Source organism: Microcoleus asticus IPMA8, from assembly GCF_013179805.1.
In the GTDB taxonomy this organism is placed as follows: domain Bacteria; phylum Cyanobacteriota; class Cyanobacteriia; order Cyanobacteriales; family Microcoleaceae; genus Microcoleus; species Microcoleus asticus.
In genome coordinates this window covers 23,904-45,600 of sequence record NZ_SRRZ01000042.1, presented here as the reverse complement: position 1 = coordinate 45,600, position 21,697 = coordinate 23,904, and the positions used below count along the sequence as shown (strand labels likewise).

The 21,697-nt window shown below is 46.5% G+C and carries 20 protein-coding genes and 1 pseudogene; 7 read left to right on the top strand and 14 right to left on the bottom strand.

The window, feature by feature from the left end; translation table 11 throughout:
- The first annotated feature begins 28 nt into the window (after positions 1 to 28).
- The 3 genes from E5S67_RS13345 to E5S67_RS13335 all read left to right on the top strand — a co-directional run bounded on the left by E5S67_RS13345 (position 29) and on the right by E5S67_RS13335 (position 2,356).
- Positions 29 to 340 carry a DUF2834 domain-containing protein gene (locus tag E5S67_RS13345; RefSeq protein WP_172187918.1) on the top strand — a complete coding sequence of 104 codons (312 nt, stop codon included), beginning with the start codon at positions 29 to 31 and terminating at the stop codon, positions 338 to 340.
- Positions 341 to 405: 65 nt separating this feature from the next.
- A complete protein-coding gene (devC, locus tag E5S67_RS13340) occupies positions 406 to 1,560 on the top strand; it encodes an ABC transporter permease DevC (RefSeq protein ID WP_172187915.1) in 1,155 nt (384 codons plus the stop codon).
- 61 nt (positions 1,561 to 1,621) lie between these two features.
- Complete coding sequence (locus E5S67_RS13335; protein ID WP_172187913.1) at positions 1,622 to 2,356, top strand: DevA family ABC transporter ATP-binding protein; 735 nt, start codon at positions 1,622 to 1,624, stop codon at positions 2,354 to 2,356.
- A 34-nt stretch (positions 2,357 to 2,390) separates the two neighbouring features.
- Here E5S67_RS13335 and E5S67_RS13330 read toward each other — a convergent pair whose 3' ends face one another.
- Positions 2,391 to 3,623 carry a methionine gamma-lyase family protein gene (locus E5S67_RS13330; protein ID WP_172187911.1) on the bottom strand — a complete coding sequence of 411 codons (1,233 nt, stop codon included), beginning with the start codon at positions 3,621 to 3,623 and terminating at the stop codon, positions 2,391 to 2,393.
- An 80-nt stretch (positions 3,624 to 3,703) separates the two neighbouring features.
- Here E5S67_RS13330 and E5S67_RS13325 point away from each other — a divergent pair, with 80 nt between their 5' ends.
- Positions 3,704 to 4,516: an acyl-CoA desaturase gene (locus E5S67_RS13325; protein WP_172187909.1), complete on the top strand. Its 813-nt coding sequence runs from the start codon at positions 3,704 to 3,706 to the stop codon at positions 4,514 to 4,516.
- A 358-nt stretch (positions 4,517 to 4,874) separates the two neighbouring features.
- Entirely contained in the window at positions 4,875 to 5,690 is an 816-nt protein-coding gene (locus E5S67_RS13320) for an acyl-CoA desaturase (RefSeq protein ID WP_172187906.1), read from the top strand.
- Positions 5,691 to 5,811: 121 nt separating this feature from the next.
- On the opposite strand, the gene E5S67_RS13315 is transcribed toward E5S67_RS13320, so the two are convergent.
- The 13 genes and pseudogenes from E5S67_RS13315 to E5S67_RS13255 form a co-directional block, all read right to left on the bottom strand.
- Positions 5,812 to 6,657, bottom strand: coding sequence for an ABC transporter permease (locus tag E5S67_RS13315; RefSeq protein WP_172187904.1), 846 nt, complete (start codon positions 6,655 to 6,657; stop codon positions 5,812 to 5,814).
- Between the two features lie 97 nt (positions 6,658 to 6,754).
- A complete protein-coding gene (locus E5S67_RS13310) occupies positions 6,755 to 7,666 on the bottom strand; it encodes an ABC transporter permease (RefSeq protein WP_172187902.1) in 912 nt (303 codons plus the stop codon).
- Between the two features lie 154 nt (positions 7,667 to 7,820).
- Positions 7,821 to 8,951 carry an extracellular solute-binding protein gene (locus E5S67_RS13305; protein WP_172187900.1) on the bottom strand — a complete coding sequence of 377 codons (1,131 nt, stop codon included), beginning with the start codon at positions 8,949 to 8,951 and terminating at the stop codon, positions 7,821 to 7,823.
- 99 nt (positions 8,952 to 9,050) lie between these two features.
- Positions 9,051 to 9,260 (bottom strand): hypothetical protein, encoded by a 210-nt coding sequence (locus tag E5S67_RS13300; RefSeq protein WP_172187897.1) that lies wholly within the window; start codon positions 9,258 to 9,260, stop codon positions 9,051 to 9,053.
- Complete coding sequence (locus tag E5S67_RS13295) at positions 9,233 to 10,363, bottom strand: ABC transporter ATP-binding protein (protein ID WP_172187895.1); 1,131 nt, start codon at positions 10,361 to 10,363, stop codon at positions 9,233 to 9,235. The genes E5S67_RS13300 and E5S67_RS13295 overlap by 28 nt, the downstream gene beginning before the upstream one ends.
- 258 nt (positions 10,364 to 10,621) lie before the next feature.
- A complete protein-coding gene (locus tag E5S67_RS13290) occupies positions 10,622 to 11,287 on the bottom strand; it encodes a DUF4340 domain-containing protein (protein WP_246276771.1) in 666 nt (221 codons plus the stop codon).
- Positions 11,288 to 11,358: 71 nt separating this feature from the next.
- Positions 11,359 to 13,257, bottom strand: a complete 1,899-nt coding sequence (locus E5S67_RS13285; RefSeq protein ID WP_172187892.1) for a GldG family protein — start codon at positions 13,255 to 13,257, stop codon at positions 11,359 to 11,361.
- Positions 13,258 to 13,301: 44 nt separating this feature from the next.
- A complete protein-coding gene (locus tag E5S67_RS13280; protein ID WP_172187890.1) occupies positions 13,302 to 14,204 on the bottom strand; it encodes an Rpn family recombination-promoting nuclease/putative transposase in 903 nt (300 codons plus the stop codon).
- 165 nt (positions 14,205 to 14,369) lie between these two features.
- Positions 14,370 to 15,161, bottom strand: a complete 792-nt coding sequence (locus tag E5S67_RS13275) for an ABC transporter permease (RefSeq protein WP_172187888.1) — start codon at positions 15,159 to 15,161, stop codon at positions 14,370 to 14,372.
- A gap of 976 nt (positions 15,162 to 16,137) precedes the next feature.
- Positions 16,138 to 17,214: pseudogene (locus E5S67_RS33360) on the bottom strand (ABC transporter ATP-binding protein); the annotation flags it as partial.
- 392 nt (positions 17,215 to 17,606) lie between these two features.
- Positions 17,607 to 19,250, bottom strand: a complete 1,644-nt coding sequence (locus E5S67_RS13265) for a trypsin-like peptidase domain-containing protein (RefSeq protein WP_172187883.1) — start codon at positions 19,248 to 19,250, stop codon at positions 17,607 to 17,609.
- A 305-nt stretch (positions 19,251 to 19,555) separates the two neighbouring features.
- Positions 19,556 to 19,762, bottom strand: coding sequence for a hypothetical protein (locus E5S67_RS13260; protein ID WP_172187881.1), 207 nt, complete (start codon positions 19,760 to 19,762; stop codon positions 19,556 to 19,558).
- Between the two features lie 225 nt (positions 19,763 to 19,987).
- Positions 19,988 to 20,686, bottom strand: a complete 699-nt coding sequence (locus E5S67_RS13255) for a pirin family protein (protein WP_172187879.1) — start codon at positions 20,684 to 20,686, stop codon at positions 19,988 to 19,990.
- Between the two features lie 116 nt (positions 20,687 to 20,802).
- Between E5S67_RS13255 and E5S67_RS13250 the strand changes: the two genes are divergently transcribed.
- Positions 20,803 to 21,141 carry a winged helix-turn-helix transcriptional regulator gene (locus E5S67_RS13250; protein WP_172187877.1) on the top strand — a complete coding sequence of 113 codons (339 nt, stop codon included), beginning with the start codon at positions 20,803 to 20,805 and terminating at the stop codon, positions 21,139 to 21,141.
- Between the two features lie 71 nt (positions 21,142 to 21,212).
- Positions 21,213 to 21,611: a DUF4112 domain-containing protein gene (locus E5S67_RS13245; RefSeq protein WP_172187875.1), complete on the top strand. Its 399-nt coding sequence runs from the start codon at positions 21,213 to 21,215 to the stop codon at positions 21,609 to 21,611.
- Positions 21,612 to 21,697 lie beyond the last annotated feature (86 nt).

The following is a 21,697-nucleotide window of genomic DNA, read 5'->3' as shown; positions in this document are numbered from 1 at the left end:
TTAAGATTAACAAACTGGATGTTTCCCAATGCTTCAAATTGCATACTTAGTTCTCTGTATTCTGGGCACTGTTTTACCGTATTCCCAGTTTGTCCCGTTTCTCTTAGAAAAAGGGTTGAATATTAACGCTTTCTTCGGACAATTGTTTGCAAATCAAATTTCCGGCTTTTTTGGCATGGATGTAATCGTCTCTTCCGTGGTTTTTTGGTTTTTTGTATTTAGCGAAGGTTCGCGTCTAAAAATGAAAAGCTTGTGGATTTATATTGCCACTAACTTACTGGTTGGTTTTTCCCTCGGTTTACCTTTATTTCTCTTAATGCGGCAACGCAAACTTGAATAAACAGCTTTAAATAACCAACAATAAATTCTCAATTCCCAATTTCCAATTCCAAATTACCAAAATTTATGTTTCGCAAAACACCCCTTGCATGGTTGCAAGTAACTAGAGAAAAAACCCGCCTCGCTGTTGCTATAGCAGGAATTGCCTTTGCAGATATTCTGATTTTTGTGCAACTGGGATTTCAAGATGCACTATTCGATTCTGCCGTTAAGCCGCACCAAAGTTTACAGACAGATTTAGTTTTAATCAATCCTCAATTTGAAACTTTTGCTGCGGTAAAAGACTTCAACCGAGAGCGCCTTTACCAAGCACAAGGAGTAGAAGGAGTAAAATCCGTTACTTCCTTATATATTGGTATGGGAGAGTGGCGAAATCCCACAACCCGCACTACTCGATCGATTTTAATTTTTGGAATCGACCCCGGAAACATAACATTTAATTTGCCTGATGTTAATCAAAAATTGCCTCAAATTCAAATGTTTAATTATGTGTTGTTTGACCAATCTTCTCGACCTGAATACGGCGAGATTGCCAATATTTTTCACAAACAATCCACCCTCGAAACTGAACTCAATAAACGCAATATTCAAGTAGGAGGAGTCTTTACTCTCGGTACTTCCTTCGTGGCTGACGGCAATGTCATTGCCAGCGATTCTACATTCATGAACTTATTTCCCGATCGCACACCTGATCAAGTTGATGTCGGCTTAATCAACCTACAACCCGATGCCGATATCAAAAAAATCCAGTCAATGCTCAAAGCTATATTGCCCGATGATGTCAAAGTTTTAACCCTAGCAGAATTTGCAGAAATTGAAAAAGCTTATTGGGCAAATGCTACTCCGATCGGCTTTATTTTCGGATTCGGTACAATTATCGGATTCGTTGTTGGTCTGATTATTGTTTACCAAATTCTTTACTCGGACGTTTCCGATCACTTAGCGGAATATGCGACCTTAAAAGCAATGGGATATAGCGATCGCTATTTAGTCGGAGTCTTAATTCAGGAAGCTTTGCTATTAGCTGTATTAGGTTTTATGCCGGGAATGGTTTTAGCCAACGGACTGTATTCGCTAGCACAATCTGCCACTTTATTGCCAATTGCGATGACAACAAATCGAGCTGTTGTAGTGTTAAGTTTGACGATCGTGATGTGTACTGGTTCCGGCGCCCTCGCCCTCCGCAAACTCCAATCAGCCGACCCCGCAGACATCTTCTAATCTGCGTTCATCAGCGTCAATCTGCCTGCATCTGCGGTGAGAAAAAATCCCAAAAATTACCATGCAAACCCTAAATTTTCCCGCTAACCCAACTACCGCAACCGAACCAGTAATTTCAGTCCAAAACCTCAACCATTACTTCGGTCAAGGCTCTCTCAAAAAACAAGCCTTATTTGACATAAATCTCGACATCAACCCCGGAGAAATAGTCATTATGACGGGGCCCTCTGGTTCCGGCAAAACAACTTTATTGACAATGTTAGGCGGTCTGCGTTCGGCTCAAGAAGGCAGTCTAAAAATTCTTGGACAAGAAATACGCGGAGCTAGCAAAACTCAGTTAACTAAGTTGAGAAAGCAAATTGGCTATATTTTTCAAGCACATAACTTGATGACATTTTTGACAGCGAAGCAAAACGTGCGAATGTCTTTGGAACTGCACAAAGAAATGCTAAATCAGAATATGGATGCTTTGTCAATAGCAATCTTAGAAGCAGTTGGTTTGGGAGAGCGGGCTAATTATTACCCCGAAAATTTGTCGGGAGGACAGAAACAAAGAGTTGCGATCGCCCGTGCGTTAGTCAGCCGCCCTAAAATAGTTTTAGCGGACGAACCTACCGCCGCTTTAGACAAAAAATCCGGGCGAGATGTAGTAGAAATTATGCAGAAATTAGCAAAAGAACAAGGCTGCACGATTTTGCTAGTAACGCACGACAACCGCATTCTCGATATTGCAGATCGAATTATCTACATGGAAGACGGTCGATTAGTGACAAATCTCGCCGATCGACCTCAATAGGGCGCACCATCATCAACGGGAGTGCGCCCGCGCCCTACTTAGCTGGGCCCACACCCTCGATCGCAGCCTCAAGGGCGATCGATACATGAGTCCAATGAGTCCCCCCCTGACAAAAAGCCACGTAAGGCTCCCGCAGAGGCCCGTCAGCCGAAAACTCCGACGTACTCCCATCAATAAAAGTACCCCCAGCCATCACCAACTGACTTTCATATCCGTGCATCGGAGCTGGGATAGGGTCTAAATAAGAACCCACGGGAGAATTTTGCTGAACAGCCTTACAAAAAGCTACTAATTTATCAGCAGAACCGAATTCGATTGCCTGAATCACATCTCGTCTTCTAGCCAAAGGCATAGGATTCACTCGATAACCCAACTTATAAAAAACATAAGCCGTTAAATGATTTCCCTTCATCGCCTCCCCCACAAAACCGGGAGCCATAAATAAACCCTGAAACAGCAGTCGATTCAAATCAAAAGTTGCGCCGCCGCTGCTGCCGATTCCCGGCGCTGTCAAGCGACAAGTTGCGGCTTCCACCAGATCCGCCCTGCCGGCGACGTAACCTCCAGCAGGGACGATCGTACCCCCCGGATTTTTGATTAAAGAACCAGCCATCAGATCCGCACCTACAGCAGTAGGTTCGCAATCATCAACAAACTCCCCGTAACAATTATCAACAAAGCAAATTGTGTTAGGATTCTGATGTTTGACTATGGCGACGATTTTTTCAATCTCAGAAATAGACAAACTCGACCGCCAAGAATAGCCGCAAGAGCGCTGGATAAAAACCAGGCGAGTTTTTTCTGAAATAGTAGAGCTCAATGCCTGCCAATCCACACTTCCTTCGCGAGTTAGAGGCAACTCACGGTAACTAATGCCAAACTCAACAAGTGAACCTTGACCTTGCCCCCGCAAGCCGATCACTTCTTCTAAAGTATCGTAGGGAGAACCAGCCACTGCCAACATTTCGTCACCAGGACGCAGGATGCCAAAAAGAGCACAGGCGATCGCGTGAGTACCTGAAACAAACTGTACCCGGACAGCCGCCGCCTCTGCCCCTACTACTTCGGCAAACACCCCGTCCAAAGTCTCCCGACCCAAATCGTCGTGGCCGTAACCCGTAACCCCTGCAAAATGGTGGACTCCAACCCGGTGGCTGCGAAAAGCTTTTAAGACTCGTTGAAGATTTTGCTTGACTGTCGCGTCAATACCAGAAAAAATCTGAAAGAGTGCCTGTTCTGCTTCCTGTAGCCGTGAAACGCTATTCATCTATACCTCGCTCACCCTTTGCGTGCGCGCTGTTCATTATGGCGTAGATGCGGCCCCTAGTTTGTAAACATAATATATTCATGACGATTGCAACTTCCAAAAAAACTTCTCCTGATTGGCCTGTCATCGGCTTTATGGCCTTTCTGCACATCGGTGCTTTATTTGCTTTGCTGCCGGGTAATTTTAGCTGGTCTGCGGTCGGGCTAGCAGTATTCCTGCATTGGGTAACAGGTGGTTTAGGAATTACTCTCGGATTTCACCGCCTCGTCACCCACCGCAGTTTTCAAACACCTAAATGGCTAGAGTATTTTCTAGTTATTTGCGGTACTCTTTCCTGTGAAGGTGGCCCGATCGACTGGGTAGGAATGCACCGGTTACACCACATACATTCCGACACCGGAACAGATCCCCACGATTCCAATCAAGGCTTCTGGTGGAGCCACATGGGCTGGATGCTCTCGGATCTCCCGATCCGAGTTGAAATCCCCCGCTTTACTAAAGACATCGGCGACGACCCAGTATACAAGTTTCTCCAAGCATATTTTATCCCCATCCAAGTTGTGTTCGGTGTGTTGCTTTATTTATTAGGCGGCTGGTCTTTCGTGGTTTGGGGCGTGTTTATGCGGATCGTGGTGGTGTTCCACTGCACTTGGCTGGTTAACAGCGCTACCCACAAATTCGGCTACCGCACCTACGAGTCGGGCGATCGCTCGACGAACTGCTGGTGGGTTGCCCTGCTCACCTACGGCGAAGGCTGGCACAACAACCACCACGCCTTTCAATACTCGGCTCGCCACGGCCTGCAATGGTGGGAAATCGACTTCACCTGGATGACAATTCAACTGCTGCAATCGCTGGGTTTGGCAACCAAAGTGAAATTAGCAGAAAAATAGCGATCGGCAATTAGTTATTGGTGATCGGTCATCTGTTCTTGACTAATGGCTCGTGACCAATGACTAATACTGTTTTTGCGATCGGTATAGGTTGGGTTGAAGTAAGCTCGAATCCTCTGGTGCGATCGACCCAACCAAAACCAGAATCAGTTATAATATAATTGGGAGGAAAAAATTTTGTTTGGCAGCCAAATTTTTTATTTTCAAAATACAACCGTAAATCTTTTTCAATCCTAATCCCAAATCTATCATTGATTCTTTATTAGTTTGGGCAAGAGTGCAGCAAAAAAGTTCACTGCTCAATCCCAACTATTATGCGTGAATCTAGCTCGGCATCTCATCAGAAATCAAAAAGAGAATGACAATTGCAACGCAAGAAAAACTCCAATACAATTGGAAGCACGTTATTAGTTTAGCAGGACTTCATATCGGCGCTTTGTTCGCACTGCTACCCAGTAACTTCAATTGGACAGCAGTTGGTTTAACAGTATTCATGCACTGGATAACCGGCGGTTTGGGAATAACTCTGGGATGGCATCGTATGCTCACCCACCGCAGTTTTCAGACACCAAAATTCGTAGAATACTTTCTAGCATTTTGCGGAGCCCTTGCCTGTCAAGGAGGAATAATTGATTGGGTTGGGCTGCACCGATTGCACCACACCAACTCTGACCAAAATGCGCTCGACCCTCACAATGCCCAAAAGGGTTTTTGGTGGAGTCACATCGGCTGGATGCTATATAAAGGTCCAGCTCACGCTGAAATTGCCCGCTGTACAAAAGACATTTCGAGCGACCCGTTTTACCAGTTTTTGCAAAACTACTTTCTCCCGATGCAAATCGTCTTTGGCGTCTTGCTTTACTTAGCCGCAGGCTGGCCGTTTGTAGTCTGGGTAATTTTTGTACGCTTAGTTTTGGTGTATCACTGCACCTGGTTTGTTAACAGCGCCACTCACAAATTTGGCTACCGCACCTACGAAACAAACGATAGTTCTACTAACTGTTGGTGGGTGGCTGTCCTGACTTACGGTGAAGGCTGGCACAACAACCACCATGCTTATCAATACTCGGCGCGTCACGGGATGGAAAAGTGGGAAATTGACTTCACTTGGATGACAATTCAAGTTTTGGAAGCACTAGGTTTGGCTACTAAAGTGAAATTACCAGCCAAGTAGCAGCAATTGGGTCCTACACGCAGAACTTTTGTAGGGTTCGTACTTGGCACCACACCGCTTCATAAACCCGGTTTCTTAACGAAACCGGGTTTTTTGGTGACTAATCACCAATGACTAATGACTAATGAGCCCGTTTTTGCTCGCCCCGGCCGCGCAAATATTCCGCTAAAAATGCCAATCCTCCCGAACCTACTATCAACAGCACGCTCAGAGCATTAATATCCGGTTTCACCCCAGTCCTAATCCGGCTAAAAATTTCCATCGGCAGAGTTGTAGTCCCGCTACCTGCAGTAAAACTCGCAATCAAAAAATCGTCCATGCTGAGGACAAAAGACAGCAGACAACCCGAAACTATTCCGGGTATTAATTGAGGGAGCAAAACCTGAATAAAAGCCTCAACAGGCGTTGCACCCAAATCCAAGGCAGCCTCTTCTAAATACGGGTTTAAATCAGCCAATCTAGTAGAAACAGCTAGAGCGATGTAAGCCAGACAAAACACAACGTGAGCGGCGACAATTGTCCACAAACTCAGAGGAATAGCCAGCGCCGCTAAAAATACCAGAGTAGCAACCGCGGTCGCAATATCTGGAATAATAATCGGCAAGTAGGAAACTCCCTGATATAAATTCTTGCCAGGAAAGCGGTAGCGGGCTAAACCAACGGCCATTAAAGTGCCGAGTACAGCCGAGATTGCAACTGCACAAACAGCCACTGTTAAGCTGTTTCTCAGGGCAATTAAGATCCGCGTATCGCTAAATAATTTAACGTACCAATCTAAAGTAAATCCTTCCCAGCCGGCGCTAAAACGCGATTTGTTAAAGCTGTAAAAGGTGAGTACGAAGATGGGCAGGTACATATAAAAAAACATCAAAACGGCAAATATCACCTGCCAAGAAATCTTAAATTTAGGTTTTAAGTACATATCAGCTTGTATTTCCTCCTGTGGATTTTCGGTGGTATTTTCCATGTCTGGGTAATCGGTAGTTGGTAATGGGTAATTGGTAATAGGTTAGGATTGTTTTCTTCCTTCTTCCTTCTTCCTTCTTCCTTCTTCCTTCTTCCTCCTAAATTGCATTACGATCGCCATATTTGAGCAAAAGGGCAATTCCGATACTCACTGCAAAGATTAATACCATACTCAGAGCCGAACCCAGCCCCCAATTTTGAGTCGCCCCCAAAAACTGATTGTAAATTAAACGAGCCGCCGTCATACTCGAAGCTCCACCCAGCAACTCCGGATCGACAAAATCGCCCAAACTGCTAATAAATACTAGCAAAGAACCCGCAGCAATTCCCGGCATCGTCTGAGGTACTGTCACTTTCCAGAAAGTTTCCACTGGATTGGCGCCCAAATCCTGAGATGCTTCTAGCAACCTGCGGTCTAACTTTTCCAAAGAAGCGTAGAGAATTGTCACGATATAAGGCAAATAACTGTAAGCCATGCCGATTAAAACTGCGGAACTTTGATTGAGCAATTCCAGAGGAGGAATGCCTACAAGTGCCAGCAGCGAGTTGAGAACCCCTGTAGGACGCAGAATTGTAATCCAAGCATACGATCGCAACAGCGAAGAAGTCCACAGCGGCAACACAAAGCCTAACAAAGTTAAATTCCGCCACTTTTTCGAGACATTGAGGGCGATCCAGTAAGCGACGGGAAATCCCAGCAGCAAACACAGAATAGTAGTCCCCGTTGCGAAAAAAAGCGATCGACCCATCACCTGTAAATTCAGCGGCTCAAACACTCGCAGGTAGTTGGCGATTCCCGAAGGATTCACTAAATCTCCCGGCTTAATATTCGGCACCAAACTAAGCTGAAAAATTACCAGAGTTGGTATGACTAATAATAAAAGCAGCAACAAGCCAGAAGGGCCGAGCAATGCCAGTGGTCCAGCCCAGACCGACCACGGGGAAACAGTTTCAGCCTTCAAGGGAGAATTGGGAGGAATAGGAGGGGGAGTTCTAGTTGAAACAGCCATAAATCAATTTTATTGAGTTTTTAACCGCCGATGAACGCGGATTAACGCGGATATAATACGGATAGAGTGGGCTATGGGCTGTACGGGGGCGGGTTTATGTAAATATTGGGTGAGAATCAGAGATTGTGTGTAAAACCCGCCCTATGTTTGATGATTAGCCGCTGGTTAATTGAGTCCAATAGCGATCGTACACTTCCATAAATTTCCCTACCGGAGCCACACCTTCGCACTTTTTCAAAATATCTTCCGAAGGGAAAAGAATCTCGTTTTCGCGGACTTCCGGCGTCAACAAACTAAAAGCATCTTCCGAAGGAGTTGAAAAACTGAGCCGCTCTACTAAAGAAGCAGCGACATCGCCTTGCAGCAGAAAGTTAATCCATTTATAAGCTGCTTCGGGATTCGGAGCACCTTTAGGAATTACTAAAGTGTCAGTCCACAGAGAAGAACCGCTTTTGGGGACGACATACTTCAATTTATCGTTATCTGAAATTACTTCATTAGCATCAGAAGAATAACACATAGCTACTTTCAAATCCCCCGTCAGCATTTGAGGCCGCCAAGCATCAGTAGTAAAAGATGCGATCGCCGGTTTGAGTTCCACCAACTTTTCGTAAGCTTTTTTCACTTGCTCTTGGTTCGTAGAATTCAGAGAATAACCCAGCATCCGCAACGCAGCGCCCATGACTTCTCGGACATCACTGGCTAGCGTCATTCGCTTTGCTAACTCCTTTTTGTGTTCCCACAAATAGTTCCAATCTTCAGGAGCTTCTTTGAGTTGTTCGGTGTTGTAAATCAAGCCTGTGGTTCCCCAACTCAAAGGCACGCTGTAGCGGTTTCCTGGGTCATAGACAGGGTTTTGGAACTGTTTTTTGAGCCGATCGAGTCCGCCCAAACTCGAATGGTCTAATGGGCTCAACAGCCCGAGTTCCGTCATTTGAACCACCATGTAGTCAGATGGGTAAATGATGCTGTAGGCGCGGGCGCCACCGGCTTGAACTCTCGCCAGCATCTCTTCGTTGGAGCTAAACACGTCGGCCACTACGCGAATGCCAGTTTTTTCGGCAAAGCGATCGAGCAAAGCGTCATCGGTATAGCCTGCCCAAGTATAGATGAAAAGTTGGTCTGCCGAACCTTTGACGGGAGGAGCCGATTGTACGTCTGCAAGTCGCCAGCCGCAACTCGAAACAGCTAACCCGGAAATTGTCGCCGCCGAATTTTTTAGGAACTGACGGCGTGTAGAATTAGCCGGAAAAATCCTGGAAATTGGTAAGTTAGTCGGAGGCACAGTTCGATTTTAGATTTTAGATTTTAGATTTTAGATTGGGGAATTGGGGATTGGGAAATTCGATTTTAGATTTTAGATTTTAGATTTTAGATTGGGGAACTAGGGATTGGGAAATTCGATTAAATCGGTTAAATCCCTTACACTGCTCGTTACCGAACTTTCCTGTAACATCCATCCGTTAAATCCGTTAAATCCCGTACACTGCTCGTTGCCGAACTTCCCGACCTCCGTGACATCCGTTAAATCTCGATCGCGTGTTCGTTGCCGAACTTCCTTCGTAATTATGCTCGATCGGTCAAAGCGAGACAATCAGTAGTTCCCCAGTAAGCGTAAATCGGCGTGTGCGGGTCTGGGAAAGAACCGCCGGTATTTGGCTGGCGCACCGTAATTTTATCGCCAGACGCCAACTCAACCACGTAATGAACGTGCGTGCCCATGTACATAGTATTTTGGAGGCGCCCTTCAAAACAGTTGACCGACACTTCCGGCTGGTAGAGATTCAAATATACTTTTTCCGGCCGGACGCTGACCACCACAGAGTCGCCTGTGACACCAGTCCACATATCCGACTGCTGAACGACTATTTTCAGATTGGCTGATGTGCGAACTGTGATAGTCGATCGGTCGATCGATTCTACCGTACCCGCAAACAAATTCGTATCGCCAATAAAATCCGCCACAAAAGCCGTCTGCGGGCACTCATAAATTTCTTCAGGAGAGCCAATTTGCTCGATCCTCCCCTCGTGCATCACCGCAATCCGGTCAGACAGACTCATCGCCTCTTCTTGGTCGTGAGTCACCATCACAAAAGTCAAACCCAATTCTTGATGCAAATTCGACAGTTCCAACTGCATCTGCTTCCGCAACTTCAAATCCAGAGCACCCAGAGGTTCGTCCAGCAGCAGAACCGCCGGTCGATTTACCAGAGCTCTCGCCAAAGCCACCCGCTGCTGCTGGCCGCCCGACATTTGACCGGGAAACCTGTTGGCGAAAGATTCCATTTTCACCAATGCCAAAACTTCCCGTACCCGTTCTTCAATTTCCGCTTTCCCCAGCTTTTTTATCCGCAATCCAAAAGCGATATTGTCCCAGACATTCATGTGTCCGAACAAAGCGTAGCTTTGAAACACAGTATTTACCGGACGGCGGTAAGCTGGAGTGTTGGTCATCGACTGGCCGCGAATCATTAATTCGCCCGCCGAGGGAGTCTCGAACCCAGCGATTAACCGCAGCGTCGTAGTCTTGCCGCAGCCGCTAGGCCCGAGAATGCTAAAAAATTCTCCTTGGCGGATGTTGAAGTCTACTCCGCGGACTGCGGTTTCGCCGTTAAATACCTTAAAGACCTTGCGGAGTTCAACGTCAAGCGCTGTATCCGTTGCTGTCGTACCTTTGTTGAGTGCTGTCTGAAACATATTCGCCCTTTCCTGGGGGTAATGCACGCTACTTAAATACAGTTTAAGTTAAGACTTTTCTGTATTTTAGGTGAGGAATGTTGGATGTAACAGGTTTTGGGATTTGTTCTTTAAATTCTATCCCAGAGCGCACCATTGTTAGCAACAGGCAAGATGCCTGTTCCACAAGAAGAAAATTCACTCTTCGCTTCACAGGCATCTTGCCTGTCCATAAAAGGCTTATTGAGAATAATGCAACATCTCAGATCGATCGACCATCTATTTATTCTCAGCACTTGGGGTGGGAGATGGTTTTTGCGGTTTGTCTGTTTTGGGTACTTCTGCTTTTTTCCACTCTGACAAAGGTCGCTGGACGGCATTTTTAAAGTCAAAAGGCACTAGCAGCACGGGCAAATTTTGGGCGGAATTTTGAGGGGGCGCTTCCGGCGGATTGGCTTGAGCGTACAAGAAGCGGCCGCTAAAGTCTGTTTTGCCTAAAACTAGGCGGTGAGTTTCCTGGTTGTCCAGTTTTACTGTGACTGTAGCTTGGGGTTGGTCGAGACCGAATTCTGGCAGTTGAGCAGCACTAATATTAATCGTGCGATCGCTCTTTCCTGTTGCGAGCCTGTCTAGCAAAAAATCCACCGATGCCTGACTTGCGTGTGCTTGCACTGGCAATTTCATTTCCCAGCTAGACTTGCCTCCTTTTGTAGCATAAACTCGCTCAAAAGTCAATATATTTTCCGGAGTTTTGACTGTAAAGAATTGTACGCGATCGGACTTGAAAGCAAAAATTTTCTGTTTTTCTTCCTTCGCGGCTTCCTGTTTCGGAGACACTTGCATCTCGAACAAAGCAACCAACCCAGTCATGCTCAACGCGACGGCTATCAATACTAATGTATTTTTCTGCAATTTCATAATAACTGAGAATTGGGCATTGGGCATTAGGCATTGGGCATTGGGGAGTCTGTTATTAATAACAACTGACAACTGTCAACAGTCAACAGTCAACTAACTTATCTTCTCTTCCACCAGATAGCGCCGCCAATTCCCAGTCCGAGTAAAGGCCAAACTAGCCAAGCTAAAACCAGCAATCCTACTTGAATAGCCGTCATGTTAATGCGGCGGTTGGTAGCTTTTTTCGGACTGATAGAAAAGCTTTGCTGGTCTGGTTTACTCAACCAACTGACTGAATTGAGAAACACGTCGCTATTGAGTTGTTGGTCAAACCAACCGTTAGTGACAAATTGAGATGTGCCAATTACTATCATTCGCGATGTTTTTCCAGAAGCTGAAGGCGTAGAAGGAGTTGCCGTTGGACTGGGAGATGTTGTGGGAGATGCTGTGGGAGATGTTTCTGGTGTCGGTGTGGGAGATGCTGTGGGAGATGCTGTGGGTGTTGGCGAACTTTCCGGATATTCTGTGGGAGATGCTGTGGGAGATGCTGCCGGTGTTGGCGAAGTCGTCGGTAATGCTGGAGGCGTAGCTTCTTGCGAGACAATCACCGAATAGCTGATTGGGGAAGCTGTTGGTGATGTTGTCGGTGATGGCGATGTTGTCGGCGATGGCGATGTTGTCGGTGATGCTTGGGGTGAAGGCGTTACCGGTGTTGGTGAAGGTGAAGGCTTTAACTGAGTGCTGTCAGTGGACGATCGAACTAAAGCTACCCCTAATAATAGCGGGCCTTGTCGATCGGTCTTTTGATCGAACTCCAATTTCCTCGTCGTCAAATCGCTTTCCGCCCAACTTTCTTGACTCGTCCAAATCAGAGGTTTTTCCTCTATCCCTGCTACGGGCGAGGTTTCCAAAGCACGCGCAAACGGATAAAATGAAATGCCGGTGCCAAAACTTTGAGTAATCGGATGTTCGCCGTAGCGCCTGACTGTGGGAACCGTAGGGCCGAGGCCAAATCTTTGACCAGAACCCGAAGCATCGATGGCCAAACGGGTATCTAGTTTGACCCCCCATTCTTGCAGCAGTTTGTCCAATCCCGTATCAATTGCCGGGTCTACCATTAACAATAAACTGCCGCCGCGATCGAGATAAGCTTTTAGTGCTTTAATTTCTGTATCGGAAAACGGTTTGTCCTGCCCCGGAACGATTAAAGCATCTGCATCTTGTGGCACTTCTTTGCGTTCGGTCAAATTCAACGTTTGGGCGTTGTAGTATTTATCTTTCAGAGCTTTTTCAGCTTGCTGAATTCCGCCTTGACCTTCCTTTAGCGGGCGGGCTCCTTTGCCTTGCAAAAAGTAAACTGTCGCAACGCGAGTGCTCAGGATTTCTTCTAAGCCATTGGTCAGTTTTATCTCTGAAAGACCTTGATTGGGGTCGCTACCAAAAGCAGTGCCACCTTTTTGCAGAACTTGTTTTTTGTCCCCTGATTGCAGGTAAACTTCTCCGATGCTGGTAATGCTAAATTCTCGCGCTTTTCCCGGTTGGGCTAGCGGGTCAACAAACTCAAATTGGAACTTTTCCCCTCCCTCGCGTTTGTAGCTTTGCAGCAGTTCTTTAATTTGGGGATTTTGGGTGGGGTCAAATACCCAAACTTTGACTGTTTGTTGCAGGTTTCGCAGTATTTGTTGAGTCTGGGGGGCGAGGGTAAATTGTTGGCTTTCGGTTAAGTCGATGCGGACGGGATAGCGAACGGCTATAAAGTTAATTACTCCGAGAATCACAAATACGGCGAGGGTAGCAACTAGGGCGTTGGTGCTGGCTTGCGTGGAACGCTGCCCCCAAAAGCTTTGTTCGTAACTCAAATATAGCAGCCAAAGTGCGATCGTCACTGCTCCGGCAATAACTAAACCGACTGTCAGGGGTTCCCATACTCCAGATACAAGTGCTGCTGTTACCCCCGCTGCGATGAGGAGGGGGCCCAGCAAAAAAACGTATTTCCAATTTTTTTTGCTAATTTTCATGATCTAAATATTGAGTGAGAAAATTCCGGTTCGAGGATGTTATTCTATATCGCATTAGCCTGCAACCATGCTGTTAAATCTGACGGATGGTTGAAATCGATTGCGGCATCTCCTAGTGCTTCTAATTCCTCTATGCCTAATTGACGGATGCAGTTTTCTGTTTCCGGTTGTATTGTGCCTAAGCGCCGCACTAGCTGACGCAATATTAACGAGAGTTGAGCGCTTTTTGTCTCCTGTTCTCTTGCTAAATCTATGGCAATCTGCTGGTCTTGAATCCACACTTCTTGCTTCTGCAATTTATTTAATTCTTGCTGAGTGAAGTTGTCCTCGTTGGCAATTATCAAAGCTTTCTTAAGTTCGGGAACTGCACTCAGTGTTTCTGGTACAGTCTCCAGATTGCTCGTGTTATTGAGAAAGTAAATCCATTTGTCGGCGGTTGTTTCTAATTCTGCTAATTCCTTGCTAAATTTTGGCAGTTCGATAAATACTAATTCTATTTCAGTATCTGGACAATCAAACTGTTGCTCTTTTTCTTGAAAAACAAACCGCGACATAAATTCGGGTTGATTTTCAAACATTTCAAAGTCAGAAATTTTTAATGAAATTACAGTTTTTAGTCTTTCGTAGCGTTCTTTTCCTGTTAATTGCTGGCTGTAGCTTTTGGCCGCATTGTACAACACTCTGTTCCCGAAGAAAGGCACGTTTATCAGTTGAATTTCAACTAAGGCGATTCTGTCGCCGTTCATTGTGGCTTTGACATCTAGGTGTGTGTCTTGGGTTGCGAGAGTTTGAGGTTCTGGTTGGGAGTCGATTATTTCTAGGTCTTCGATGACTGGTTGTGCTTCATAAAGAATGGCGTTCAAAAAATTAATCAGGATGTCTTTGCTGTCGCTGGAACCGAATATTTTTTTGAACGCAAAGTCGATTTTTGGATTGATAAATTTCATTATTTCAACAAATTAGTGGAATAACTAACATTAATTGGGAATTGGGAATGGGAAATTGGGAATTGGGAATTGGGAATTGTTGGCCTCTGCTTTAATCTCCGACTCTCCTACTTTCCTACTTTCCCACTCTCCCCTCTTGATTATCCGAACTCTTCCCTGATGTTTTTAAGAACGCTGATATCGCAAAGCATCGATGGATTGGGCGGTCAGAAATACTCCTAAAATGATGTAACTGGCAAACATAATTAAACTGCTGGTATCAAAAACTCCCTTGACAAGATTGGTATAATGTGTTAATAGCGACAAATGTCCTAATGCTGTTCCGAAGGGGCCACCGATAGCGACGGCGGCTGCATCGATCACCCACAGAAATAATACTAGAGCGAAGGTGAGGATGGCTGATAAAATTGTGCTGTCTGTGAGGGAGGAAATAAACATTCCGAGGGACAATACTCCTGCTGCTAGTAAGATTAAGCCGCCGTGTCCTAGCAGGAGAACTCCGGGGGGTACGGGTGGGGTTGAGGAACTGAGGGCGATCGCCTCGCAGAACAGTAGGGGCACCAACATGGTGGTATAAAATGTTAAAACTCCGAGGAGTTTGCCAGTAGCAACTGCCCAGTTTGTTAAGGGCGATGTGGCTAATAGTTCTAAGGTTCCACGTTTGCGTTCTTCTGCGTAAAGTCCCATTGAGAGTGCGGGTAGTACGAACAGTGAAAGGGAACCCATTATTCGCAGGAAAAGTTGCAGGAATTCGTAGGCTACATCGATGGGAGGTTCGGTAATTCCCATTTGGTCTCGCTGGCCGATTTGGGGGATTAACCCGTCGGGGGCGAGGAGGATGGCTATTAAAAAGTAGCCGGTGATTAGCCAAAAGACTGCGGCGATGGCATAGGCTAATGGCGAGGCAAAATAGCTTTGTAGTTCTTTGCGGTAAATGGCGACAATATTACTAATCATTACTAACCTTTAGGAATTGGGAATGGGTAATTGGCTCTTGGTGATTGGTTCATTTTGAGTCCCCGGCGGGTGGTGTTTCGCTGTCGTCGCTATTCTGTTGCTTTCTTTCTATTTGTCGCTTTTTGGTAACAGGTGGCTGTTCTGGTTGAGAATCGCTACTCGGTTGTGGCTTTTTTTTAAGTTGCCTATTTTTTACAACTGGTTGGGATTCTGGTTGAGAAGGTTGGCTAGACTCTGGTGTTTCGACAATGAGTAGATTTTCGACAACCGGTTCTGGTTGAGAAGGTTGGCTCAACTCTACCGTTTCAACAATGAGCAGATTTTCGACAACCGATTCTGGTTGAGAAGGTTGGCTCAACTCTACCGTTTCAACAATGAGCAGATTTTCGACAACCGATTCTGGTTGAGAAGGTTGGCTCGACTTTACGGTTTCTGAAACTTCTAGATTTTCGACAACCGGTTCTGGTTGATGAGGCTCGATCGACTCGACGGTTTCGACAACCGGTTCTGGTTGATGAGGCTCGATCGACTCTTGCCTTTCAACAATCAGCAGATTTTCGACTATCGGTTCTGGTTGAGGATTCTCGATCGACTCTTGCCTTTCAACACTCAGCAGATTTTCGACTATCGGTTCTGGTTGAGGATTCTCGATCAATTCTTGTCTTTCTACAGTTTCCAGAAAATCTGCCACTGGTTGCATTTCTGGTTCTAAATCGCTTATTTCCTCTGTTTCTGCAATTGGTTCGGATTCTGGTACATGATGCTCGATCGACTCTACCGTTTCTGAAACAACGGGCAGATTTTCGACAATCGGTTCTGGTTGAGGATGCTCGATCGACTCTACTGTTTCTACAACTTCTAGATTTTCGACAATCGTTTCTGGTTGAGGATGCTCGATCGACTCTAGAGTTTCTACAACTGGTTCAGATTCTGGTTGAGGATGCTCAATCGACTCTTGCCTATCTGAAACTATCAGATTTTCGACAATCGGTTGCGATTCCGATTGATGAGAATCCGCGATCGAGTCTTGAGTTTCTGCCGCTTCTTGCAGATTTCGATCGACCTCCGGTTCGCTGTGAACCAGATTTTCTTCCGGTTTCTTTTCAGCCGCTGTCAGCCTTAAAAACACATCTTCCAAACTAGCCCGATTGCGACGCATTTCGCAAAGTCCGAATCCAGAGGTGATAATAGCTGCGGCAATTTCTCGTCCCGGTTCTATGTCCGATTCGCACAAGGCCCGCAGGCGGTAGCGACTCGCTAAAAATTGCTGGCTTGGAATCAATTCGACCGATCGAACTCCCGGCACATTTTCCAAAGAAGGCAACAGCAGACTGTTTACCAAATCAGCCTCGCCTTCAACTTCGAGCTCGTAACCCTCTCCGGCGGCCAACTCTCCCATCAAATTTTCGGGAGTACCCGCAGCGACGATTTTACCGCGATTGATGATGGTGACGCGGTTGCAAGTCATGCTGACTTCCGGGAGAATGTGCGTCGAAAGGATGATTGTGTGCTGGCCGCCAAGGCTTTTGATTAAATTGCGGACTTCGATGATTTGTCGGGGGTCGAGGCCGACGGTTGGTTCGTCTAAGATAATGACCGGGGGGTCGTGGACGATCGCCTGGGCGATACCGACGCGCTGCCGAAATCCTTTAGAAAGCTTGCGGATTAAAACTTTGCGTTTATCAACCAGGCCGCAGCGTTCGATCGCGGAGGTAACTCGTCGCGCGCGATCGCCCGCAGGTACTTGCTTAATCCTGGCCACAAAAAACAAAAACCCTTCCACAGTCATTTCTGGGTAAAGCGGCGGGTTTTCCGGCAGATAGCCGATGCGCTGTCTGACTGCCATCGAGTTTTCGTGAACGTCGAGGCCGGCGATGCGGGCCGTACCGCTGGATGCCGGCAAATATCCCGACAAAATCCGCATGGTTGTGGTTTTGCCAGCGCCGTTTGGCCCCAAAAACCCGAGAATTTCTCCTGATTCGACCGAAAAAGACACGTCCGCGATCGCTGCGGTCGAACCGTAAGTTTTGCTTAAGTGTTCTACTTCAATCATTTGTCAGAAGTCACGCAATTTTAGGTTTTAGATTTTAGATTTTAGATTGACTCCGCGAAGTGCAGAGTCCCCCCAGCACAGCGGGTCGGTCGAATTTATGGCGCAAATCTTAATTTGATTTTGTCTTTTAGTGTAGTCCTGCAAGAACCAAATCTATCATAAGTGTCGATCGTACTTTGAAGCAAAATGCTAGGTAGTAGGGTGCGGAGCCCGGAAATGATTAGCCCCTGTGCATCGCATCGCTACCAACTGACGCACCCTACCAATAGATTCTGTGCCTACCCGAACCCTCAAGTAGCTGGCTTCGCTACAGAGGCGGATCTGTTTCTAGGTTGAGTAGCGCTTACGCGCCCCTCCGCGTAACGCGCCTTTGCGGTTCGTTCAAAAAAATCTCAACTCCTTTTCCAAATCTTGATTTCCCCCAACCAACCCGCACTAACAATAGTCTTACCGTCGCTGCTAATCGCCACAGCGCTAACGTAGCCAGCATGACCGCTCAAATTACCTCTCAATTCGCCCGATCGCACATCCCAAAGTCTCACACTCTTATCCCAACTCCCAGTAACCAGCGTAGTGCCATCCCGACTGAATGCCACCGACCAAACTCCATCGGTATGCCCGCTTAAACGCCGAATTAACTGCCCGTTTCCGGCATTCCACAAACCAACAGTGCCGTTGCTGTTTCCCGCAGCTAAACTTTTGCCGTCGGGAGTAAAAGCTAGCGACAAAACAGACAAGTTTTTGCCGCCAATCGTGCGAATTGCTTGACCGCTAGCTAAATTCCACAACCTAATTGAACCGTCTTTGCTGCCGCTAGCTAAAGTTTTGTTGTCGGGACTAATTGCCACAGCATTCACCAACCCAGAATGCCCGGTCAAAGTCCGCAGCAACTCTCCTGTTTTCGGGTTCCAAATCTTAATCGTTTTGTCCCAACTACCGCTAGCTACAAATTGACCGTCAGGACTAACGGCAACGCTCGAAACTGCATTGGAATGCCCGCTCAAAGTGCGTACAACCGCGCCAGTTTCTAAATTCCAAATTTTCACAGTTTTGTCGTCGCTACCGCTAGCTAACACCTTGGAGTCCGCACTCGCGGCCAGTGCGTTTACGGCTTCCGTGTGTCCTTGCAGGGTAGTTTTTAATTGCCCGCTGGGGAAATTCCAAACTGAGATAGTGCCGTTGCTATTTCCTGTAGTAAAATAAGCTGAAGCAAGGGCAAGGGAACTGACAACTTCCGAAGGCCCTTTGAGGGTATTTGTAGCAGCAAAGGCGATCGCACTTGCGGGCCGGCGGGGCGCATTATTCGCCGGAGTTTTCGGATTTCCGGCAGTAGGAGATTGGGGAACTACTGGCAGCGAAACAGTCGATCGCCATTTCATGAAAGTATTAATTTCTATTCCCGCGGCAACAATTTTATCAGAGTTGTCCTCTAACCTGACAATGCCGTTAATTGCGACAACTCGCCCCGCATCGTCGAGCACCGGCCCCCCACTCATGCCCGCTCTCACTAAGTTGTTGTAGACCAAAGTATAGCCGTTCCAGGGAGTTTGGCGGCCGGTAAGCTGGCCTTCCGTGGCGATGAAAATCGGCTGTCTCAGGGAACCGCCGGATATCGGCCAGCCCGCCACATAAGCCTTGTTTCCCTTAGTCGCTGCGGAATTGGCTAATTGAGCCAGCGGGTAGCTTTGAGTGCTGCTGAAGGGTACGACGGCTAAATCCATCCCCGGCACTCGCCGCACGAGGCTGTATGATACAGAGTGAGCTTTGCCATCGGGAGTTACGACCTCGTAATCGCCGGCTTTATCGACAACGTGCCAATTTGTGAGAATATAGTATGTGCTGCCTTGTTTCTCTAAAATTACTCCCGAACCGCCTTTTGGCCCCTGGATGCGAACAGTAATTTGTTGGGCAACGGTTTTAACTTTGTCGGCGGTTAATGCCAGGGCAATTTGAGGTGATGTGATTGGGATGAGGGCGATCGAACTCAGAGCGATCGTAGCACTCAAAATAGCCGGAATTGTTCTGCTGTAATTCATTATTGTGTAAATTTAACATACCCATATATCAACTGACGGATAACTTTTCCGGTTTGTGGCATATTGACCGAAAGCATCCAGGATACAAGCCCCCGGATTCATCCGTCCAGAAATAAAAAACCTGTATCCGATAAAGGAGCCCCCGAATTTATCCGTGGAGCCAATGCTTCAATCTAAAATCTAAAATCTAAAATCTAAAATCGATTGACGGTTAACAACGCCAAAACGCCTGCGCGACGATCGAACTTTCGACATTCGCACAAGCCTCACAATATGTGACACAGCCCTCTGGCTAGCAGAAAAATTTAGAATCGGGAACCGCACCTAGCCTCAACAATCGCAACTGGCTGATCTCTATTTTTTTCTCGGCAAATCAGAATTTGAGCCAAACGCTGCTCGGAATAATACCCATTAGCCATCCAGCCGATAGGTGCGCCCGCGATCGCGCCAACTGCTAAACCAGTGATGAGGCTCCCAATAAGATGCTTTCTGGCGATCGGGTTTTCTTGCATAAAAATTTATCCTAAACATTTACCATTACCAGAAATACCACAAATAAAATTTACTTTCTTCCTCCTATTTACTTATTTCCTAAGTAGTAACCCACCCTAAGTAAGGTGCGCATTGCGCACATTATCCATCACTAAGTATGGTGGGCAATGCGCACCTTCCCCATCACTAGCCATACTCAGTAGGGTGCGCATTGCAAACCTTATAACTATATCGGGTGTGCAATTCTATGCCAAATCAAACAGCAAAAATTCAGCATCTTCCGTAGCTTCAATCACCACCTCAGACTCGCCGCTAACGGCCGCAGCGTCGCCATTTTTCAAAGGCAAACCGTTGAGCACAACTGAGCCGCGAGCCACTTGCACCCAAGCATGACGATTCGGCTGCAAAGCATGAGAAACCCGCGAGTCTTTATCCAAAACAGCCGCATACAAATCCACATCTTGATGCACTTTCACAGCACCATCTCTGGCATCTCGCGCCGCCACTAACCGCAGTTTTCCGCGCCTTTCTTCCACTGGAAACTCCCGCTGTTCGTAACTCGGCTGCAAGCCTTTTGTATCGGGTAAAAGCCAGATTTGCAGCAAATGAACCGGGTCTGTCTTGGAGTTATTGAACTCGCTGTGCTGGATACCCGTACCTGCACTCATTCGCTGCACTTCACCGGGTTTAATTACTGCACCGGTACCCAAACTATCCTTGTGTTCTAATGCTCCTTCTAATACATAAGTAATGATTTCCATGTCGCTGTGTCCGTGAGTGCCGAAACCTCTGCCGGGGCTAACGAAATCCTCATTAATTACCCGTAAAGAGCGAAAATTCATATAATTTGGATCGTAATAGCCGGCAAAAGAAAATGTGTGGTAACTGTCCAGCCAACCGTGATTAGCGTGTCCTCTTGCTTCACTTTTTCTGACGGTAATCATTTTCTGAATCCTCAGTGAAATTTATCGGGTGTTTCTTTGATGTTTTTATTTTAAACCGAGTCAAGCTATTATGGATAGTACGCACTTAAAAGTGCGGTAGTTACCAAAAAGATACTATGCAAGTCCAAGAAGTAAACCTCGATCGGGCAAATTGCCCTGTAGAACGCACTCTAGATGTGATTGGCGGGCGTTGGAAAGTCTTGATTCTGCGGGAGTTGTTTCAAGGAGTGAAGCGCTTTAACGAGCTGCAACGAGCTGTCAGCGGCATTACTCAGAAGATGTTGACGCAGCAACTGCGCGAAATGGAATCAGACGCAATTGTGCATCGGGAAATTTACCTGCAAGTGCCGCCAAAAGTTGAATATTCGCTAACGCCTTTGGGCGAAAGTCTCAAACCGATTATTAATGCCATGCACGAATGGGGAATTCAGCATATTAGCGAAGATGGAAAATGAGCGGTTTCTAGATGGTTTTTTTCCGTCTTCCGGCAGATTTCAAATTTTCAACCTAGTTCAACAATAATAATATGAACAACATAGAGCGTCTCGCCACCCTCAACCGCATCCGCAAACTCAGCCGCCTGATGGATACCGCCATTGGCATCCCCGGCACTAAATTTCGCATTGGTTTAGATCCCATTATCGGTTTAGTTCCGGGTGCTGGGGATATCGTAGATACCGCGTTTTCCGCCTACCTAATTTATTTAGCAACTCGATTCAACATTCCCCAAAAAACTCTAGGGAAAATGGTTTACAACATCGGTCTAGAAGCCGTGGTGGGTTCAGTACCGTTAGTCGGAGATATCTTCGATGCTTTTTATAAATCAAACATGAGAAATCTGGCGCTTTTAGAAGCACATCTCGAAGAAGTTGAACCCGAACTAGCCGCAGTTGCCGAACCTGTTCCTCAATCTATTAAATTGTAGGTACGGGTTTCACAAACAATAATTGTAAATAACCAGCAATCTCTCAAACCCGGCCCCATCAAACGAAAAATCCGAATGTAGATTTT